The organism is Nocardioides pelophilus (assembly GCF_014180685.1).
GTDB lineage: Bacteria > Actinomycetota > Actinomycetes > Propionibacteriales > Nocardioidaceae > Nocardioides > Nocardioides pelophilus.
Map to the genome: position 1 here is coordinate 1 of NZ_JACEHF010000207.1, position 6,587 is coordinate 6,587.

General features: G+C 73.2%; 6 protein-coding genes. All 6 read right to left on the minus strand.

Annotation, left to right across the window (positions count from 1 at the left end):
* Positions 1–319 precede the first annotated feature (319 nt).
* The gene (locus H0488_RS21065) at positions 320–1,705 is read right to left on the minus strand and encodes an HNH endonuclease signature motif containing protein (protein WP_183101176.1); all 1,386 of its coding nucleotides are present in this window, start codon (positions 1,703–1,705) and stop codon (positions 320–322) included.
* A 496-nt stretch (positions 1,706–2,201) separates the two neighbouring features.
* Positions 2,202–3,272 (minus strand): tRNA (adenosine(37)-N6)-threonylcarbamoyltransferase complex transferase subunit TsaD, encoded by a 1,071-nt coding sequence (gene tsaD, locus H0488_RS21070; RefSeq protein ID WP_183101177.1) that lies wholly within the window; start codon positions 3,270–3,272, stop codon positions 2,202–2,204.
* Positions 3,265–3,693 carry a ribosomal protein S18-alanine N-acetyltransferase gene (rimI, locus tag H0488_RS21075; RefSeq protein ID WP_183101178.1) on the minus strand — a complete coding sequence of 143 codons (429 nt, stop codon included), beginning with the start codon at positions 3,691–3,693 and terminating at the stop codon, positions 3,265–3,267. The genes tsaD and rimI overlap by 8 nt, the downstream gene beginning before the upstream one ends.
* Before the next feature lie 32 nt (positions 3,694–3,725).
* Positions 3,726–4,364, minus strand: coding sequence for a tRNA (adenosine(37)-N6)-threonylcarbamoyltransferase complex dimerization subunit type 1 TsaB (gene tsaB / locus H0488_RS21080; RefSeq protein WP_183101179.1), 639 nt, complete (start codon positions 4,362–4,364; stop codon positions 3,726–3,728).
* Positions 4,365–4,399: 35 nt separating this feature from the next.
* Positions 4,400–5,290, minus strand: coding sequence for a tRNA (adenosine(37)-N6)-threonylcarbamoyltransferase complex ATPase subunit type 1 TsaE (gene tsaE, locus H0488_RS21085; protein WP_312856465.1), 891 nt, complete (start codon positions 5,288–5,290; stop codon positions 4,400–4,402).
* A gap of 123 nt (positions 5,291–5,413) precedes the next feature.
* On the minus strand, positions 5,414–6,511 hold the full coding sequence (locus H0488_RS21090) for an alpha/beta fold hydrolase (RefSeq protein ID WP_183101180.1): 1,098 nt from the start codon (positions 6,509–6,511) through the stop codon (positions 5,414–5,416).
* Positions 6,512–6,587 lie beyond the last annotated feature (76 nt).

Here is a 6,587-nt window from a genome sequence, read left to right on the forward strand (position 1 = left end):
GCCCGCCACGAGACCCCTGTTTCTCGGTGGTCGAGGACGTCGCCGCCACGTCGGTGGTCGAGGAGGTCGCGCAGCGACCGTCACGAGACCCCCGGCCATGCCTGTGGCCCCGCCGGCCGGGGCTGAGGGGCGTGCGGGTGCCTTGGTTTCGAGGCTCGCTGCGCTCGCACCTCAACCAGCGGCGGGCGAGCGCGTCCGGTGGTCGAGGAGGTCGCGCAGCTCCTCGCCGTCGGTGGTCGAGGAGGTCGCGCAGCGACCGTCACGAGACCCCCGGGCATGCCTGTGGCCCCGCCGGGGCGGGGTCCAGGGGGTGTGGTGGTCAGGGAGCGGGTTCGGCCCAGCCGGGTTCGGTCCAGTCGGGGTCGGCCCAGTCGGGAGGATCAGGATCGGGGTCGGGGTCGACTGGTCGGGGTGGGTCGAGGTTCCGGGTGCCGGTGTGGTCGACCAGCCAATGCTGCCCGTGGGGACTGGACCACAGATAGGTCCCGGGCTGGACGATGGTGTAGCGCCAGTAGCCGAAGGTCTTCGCCCGGTGATGTCGCCGACACAGGGGCACGAGGTTGCAGGGGCAGGTAGAGCCGCCGGCGGCGTGCGGATGGGCGTGGTCGAGGTCGCAACGTTCGGTACGGCGGTTGCAGTGCGGGGCACGACAGGTGTGGTCGCGCAGCTCCACGCGGCGCCGGAGCCGGTCGGGGACCTCGTAGGAGTCCACCGGCACGTGCTCGTCGAGGTCGACCACCGGCCGCACGATCACGCTGGTGCCGGGTTGGGCGCACCACTGGCGGATCTGCTCCACGCTCACCGGGGTCTGGGTGTTCCCCCACCGACCCACAGTGCTCAGGCCGGTGAGGGCGGTGTCGGTGAGGTGGACGAACAGCTCGACCTTCCGCCCCGGCACGGTGCGCAGCTCACCGGTCTCGGGGTCCACGGTCTCCAGGTCCAGGGCGAGGTCGGCACGGGCCAGGTCGCCCAGGGCGATCGCGCGGCGCACGTCCAGGGGCAGGTCGCTGACATTGCCCAGTTCTCGTGCGCGCCTGTTGAGGGCGGTGTCGAGGTCGATGCCGTCGGCGGCATCGAGGGTGCCGGAGAGGTCCACCACGGTGCTGCCGGGCTCACCGGTGCGCAGGTGGACGTGGCGGTGGTCCTGCTCGTCTTGGCGTCGCTCTTCCGCGGCAGCGGGGTCGAACCTGTCGACCGCCTCGCTCACGAGGCGTTCGACCTGGACCCAGGTGCAGGTCGGCAACGCGAAGGCCAGGTTGCGGTCCACGAACCCCGCCGCCTCCAGGGAGAGGGTGCGGGTGAGGTCGGCGACCCGCAGCGCCTTCCACACCGGGACCTTCCCGGCGTACACGGCGTCGCGGACCCGCGGGAGCCGCCAGCCGCACTCGATGACCTTCCCGACATGGTCGCGCCCACCATCCAGGGACCGGCCCAGGGTCGCGACCAGCTCGCTCAACCCGAACTCCGACACCAGCGGTGCGCCGGGGCCCGCGATCGGGATCCCCGTATCGACATAGGAGTCACGGATCGTCGCGGCGCCCTCGATGTCCTCGACCACGTTCGCATCAGCCCACGCGATGATCGTCTTGAACTGGTCCACCTCCAGGCGCCGCTGGGCGGTGACCTGCGAGCCGAGGTCGCGCAGCAGCTCAGCGGTGGACCGGCCATCCGATCCGGTCGCCCAACCACTCCGTGTCTGTTTCATAAAGAACATTCAACACCAGGGCACCGACACAACCAACCGTCGTGAGCCAGGCTGTGAAGAACCGCCTAGGGTCTCGTGACGGTCGCTGCGCGACCTCCTCGACCACCGGAGTCGCGACCTCCTCGACCACCCGTCGCCGCTGGTTGAGGTGCGAGCGCAGCGAGCCTCGAAACCAAGGCACCCGCAGGGGTCTCGTGACGGTCGCTACGCGACCTCCTCGACCAGCGACGTGGCCGCGTGAGGGGTCTCGTGACGGTCGCTGCGCGACCTCCTCGACCAACAGCGGGGCGGCGTGAGGGGTCTCGTGACGGTCGCTGCGCGACCTCCTCGACCACCGACGTGGCGGCGTGAGAGGTCTCGTGACGGTCGCTGCGCGACCTCCTCGACCACCGACGGGGCGGCGTGAGGGGTCTCGTGACGGTCGCTGCGCGACCTCCTCGACCAACGGAGTGGCGGCGACCTCCTCGACCACCGAAGGCGCGAGCGGTGCGGGCAGTTAGCCCGCGAGCACGGAGGTGACGGGGAGGCTCGAGTCGGCGGGGAGGTCGTACGACGAGGGCGGGCGCCCGCGAGACACGATCGAGGAGCCGAGTGCGGCGACCATCGCGCCGTTGTCGGTGCACAGGCCGGGCCGGGGCACGCGGACCCGGATGCCGAGGGCGGAGGCGCGTTCCTCGGCCATGGCGCGGAGCCGGGAGTTCGCGGCGACGCCGCCGCCGATGAGGAGGTCCTCGATCCCTTCGGAGGAGGCGGCGTCGAGCGCCTTGCGGACGAGCACGTCGCAGACGGCCTCCTGGAACGACGCGGCGACGTCGGCGACAGGCACGGGCTCACCGGACCGCTCCCGGGCCTCGACCCACCGGGCCACGGCGGTCTTCAACCCGGAGAAGGAGAAGTCGAACCGGTGCCGCTCGAGGTCGCGGCGGCCGGTGAGGCCACGCGGGAAGTCGATGGCCACCGAGGAGCCGGACCGAGCCGTCCGGTCGATGTGCGGGCCGCCCGGGAACGGCAACCCGAGCAGGCGGGCGACCTTGTCGAAGGCCTCGCCGGCCGCGTCGTCGATCGTCGCGCCCATCGGCTCGATCGAGGTCGTCACGTCGGTGACGCGCAGCAGGCTCGAGTGTCCGCCGGACACGAGCAGTGCCAGGCAGGGCTCGGGGAGCGGCCCGTGCTCCAGCTGGTCGACGGCGACGTGGGCGGCGAGGTGGTTGACGCCGTACAACGGCTTGCTGAGCGAGAGGGCGAGCGACTTCGCCGCGGCGACGCCGACCAGCAGCGCGCCGGCGAGACCGGGGCCGCTGGTGACGGCGATGGCGTCGACGTCGTGGAGCGCGATCCCGGCAGTGGTGCACGCGCGCTCGATCGTCGGCACCATCGCTTCGAGGTGCGCGCGGCTGGCCACCTCCGGCACAACCCCGCCGAAGCGCGCGTGCTCGTCGACGCTGCTCGCGATCGCGTCCGCCAGGAGGGTGTGACCGCGGACGATGCCGACGCCGGTCTCGTCGCAGGAGGTCTCGATGCCGAGCACCAGCGGGCCGTCTGAGGTCACCCCGTCATTCTCACGCATCGCGGTTCACCACCAGCGACCGCTCGAGCACCACGGCATCGGTCCCGTCGCGGTAGTAGCCACGGCGTACGGCGATCTCGGCGAAGCCCGCGCCCGCGTAGAACCCTCGCGCCGCGTCGTTGTCCTCGCGCACCTCGAGCAGCAGCCGCTCCGCGCCGCCCGCCGCGGCGTGCGCATCGACGGCGGCGAGGAGGGCGGTCGCGACGCCGGTACGCCGCGCGGCTTCGACGGTCGCGATCCGCTGGAGCTCGGCGACGTCCTGGACGACGCTGACCGCGGCGGACCCGACGACCACCAGGTCGTGCTCGGCAACGAAGTACGACGTCGTCGGGACCCGGCCCGCGACACCCTCTTCGATCAGCCCGGCCGACCACGGGTCCCTCGGGAACGCGACCAGCTCCAGCTCTGCGATGGCCCCCACGTCCCGGGGCTCGGCAGGCCGGACGGCGCAGCTCACGAGACCGGCTTGGGGGCCCGCGGGATCTCCGCGTCCGGCCGGCGGAGGTACAGCGGGTCGGGGTCGCGGAGCTCGGCCCGCTCCTCGGCGACGCACCGCGCCAACCAGCCCGCGCCGGGTCGCAGCGGCGGTCGGCCGTCGGGGAACGAGTCGGGGTAGAGCGCGGCTCCCTCCCCCACGACCGGCTGGTCGGTGGCGACGTCGGCCGGCCGCAGCACGTCCGGCCCGGAGACCCGGAGGCCGGCTTCGTCGTACGTCGCGAGGTAGACCTCGCGCCGCCGCGCGTCGCTGGCGACCACGAACGGGCCGGACACGGAGCCGGTGTCGACCGCCTCGACCGCGAGCACGTCGAGCGAGCACACCCCGTAGACAGGGATCTCGAGGACGTGCGCCATCGTGCGGGCCGACACCAGGCCGACGCGCAGGCCGGTGAACGGACCCGGGCCGACACCGACCGCGATGGCCGTCAGGTCCCGAGGAGTGATCCCGACCTGACGCAGCGCCCGGTCGATCAGCGGCGTCAGCTGCTCGCCGTGCCGCAGGGTCTCGGCCGACGTCAGCTCGACGAGCACGTCGGCACCGTCGGACACGGCGACGGTGACGGTCGGCGAGGACGTGTCGAACGCGAGCAGCACGCGCCCGAGGCTAGCGTCAGCCGCCGGCACGCTGGCTACTGCGGGAGGTCGACACCCAGCCAGCGCCGGCCGAGCGGGTCGATCTCGACCGTGCGCGGATCGTGGTCCTCGCCGGTCGTGGCGTCGCCCACGGCCCGGGTGATCCGGATCTCGAGCGGCGAGTCGGCGAGGTCCTCGGCGAGTCCCTCGCCCCACTCGACGACGGTGACGGCCCGGTCGAGGTCGGTGTCGAGGTCGAGGTCGTCGAGCTCGGCGGCGCCACCGAGGCGGTAGGCGTCGACGTGCACCAGGTCCGGCCCGCCGACGAGCGACGGGTGCACCCGGGCGATCACGAACGTCGGCGACGTGATGTCGCCACGCACCTGGAGCGCCGCGCCGAGCCCCTGCGTGAAGGTGGTCTTGCCCGCCCCGAGGTCGCCGGACAGGATCACCACGTCCCCCGCCACCAGGACGTCCGCCAGCCGCCGCGCGAGCGCGCGCATGTCGTCAGCGGTCGGTACGGCGAGCCGGCGCGGCAGGGCGCGCGCCATCTCGACGTACGGCGAGCGCCGGTCGGTCTCGGCGAACCCCTGCTGCCGCCAGAACCGGGCGGTGTGCGGCAGCTCCTCGCGGGAGAACACGACCGCGCGCTCGGCCCGGCCCTCGCCCAGCTCGGTCGCGGCGTGCAGCGCCGCCCGCACGAGAGCGACCGCGATCCCCCGGCCGCGCGCCGCCGGCGTGAGCCCGAACCGGCGCAGGTGCACGGTGCGCCCGTCCGGCTCGGCGTCCAGCAGCACCGTCGCCGCGGGCTCGCCGTCGACCCGGGCGACCAGGCCGGCGCCGGCGTCGAGCCGGGCGGCGATGCTCTGCTCGGTCTCGGAGAGGGCGTCGGTGGGTGGGTCGAGCGGCGCCCGGTCGGCGAAGGACGCCCGCACCACCTCGAGCACGGTGGCAGCCGNGCGGCGCCCGGTCGGCGAAGGACGCCCGCACCACCTCGAGCACGGTGGCAGCCGCCTCCGACCCGACGACCTCGATCGTCGCGTCGCCCACTGGTGTGGTCACGCGGGCGGTCACCGGCTGCGGGCCCTGGTCGCCGCGGTGATGAGCTGGTCGAGCTCGGCACTCACCAGGTCGTGCCGCTCGAACATCACCAGGTGGCCGGCGCCGTCGCACTCGAGCAGCCGGGAGTCGGGGATCCGGGAGTGCAGCTTGCGCGAGTGCCCGATCGAGGTCAGCTTGTCGTCGGTCCCGCAGATGACCGAGGTGGGCACCGCGCCGAGCACCTCGACCGCGTGGAACTTGTCGAGGCTCGCGAAGTGCGGGAAGAAGTCGGCGATCACCTCGAACGGCGTCGCGGACAGCATCTCGTCGGCGAACTCGACGTAGCCCTGCGGCACCGGGCCTCCGAACGCGTAGCGGTCGGTCGCCACGGTTGCGAAGGTGCGGCCGAGCCGGCGGAAGCCGTCGACCACGCGGTGGCTGCGGTGCAGCGTGCGGACGGCCCGGTGGGTGACCGGGCCGCTCAGGCGCACGGGCAGCATCGGCAGCAGCATCCGGCCGACGTCGAGCCCACCGGCGGTGGTCGAGATCAGGCCGACGCCGACGACCCGGTCGCCGATCAGCTCGGGGAACTGCTCGACGAGCGCGACGATCGTCATGCCGCCCATGGAGTGGCCGACGAGCACGACGGGACCGTCCGGGGCAGCGGCGTCGATCACCCGCTTGAGGTCGCGGCCGAGCTGGTCGAAGTTCGAGTGCTCGCGGTCCGATCGGCCGGAGCGGCCATGGGAGCGCTGGTCGTAGAACACGGTGCGCACCAGGTTGCGGTAGGCGGCGCGCTGGAAGTGCCAGCAGTCCAGGTTGAGGCAGAAGCCGTGCACGAAGACCACGGTGACCTCCGGCGTCGCGCCGCGGACCCGCCGGAACAGCCGGCCGGCCCGGTCGAGCGCGTGGGTCTCGTCGATCTCGTCGATCTCGACGTGGAGCGGGACCCCGTCGTCCGCGACGACGGTGATCGGCTCGGAGTGGAGCGAGCCGAACGCGACGTCCTCGCCCGCGCGACGGCTGATCGACCGCTGCTGCCGGAGGATGTTGATCGCGCCTCCGGCGGCCGCGATCCCGAGCGCCCCGGCGATCGAGCCGACGACCCGGCGGCGGCCGGCGCTCACCGGTCGGCCTCGCTGTCGACGTACGTCCGGGTCATCCGGCCTCCGATCCTGGTCACGATCTCGTAGTTGATGGTGC

What these genes read in the sequence shown, in the direction of transcription:
- H0488_RS21065 (WP_183101176.1), bottom strand. Translation starts at nt 1,705, where the DNA reads ATGAAACAGACACGGAGTGGTTGGGCGACCGGATCGGATGGCCGGTCC.
- tsaD (WP_183101177.1), bottom strand. Translation starts at nt 3,272, where the DNA reads ATGCGTGAGAATGACGGGGTGACCTCAGACGGCCCGCTGGTGCTCGGC.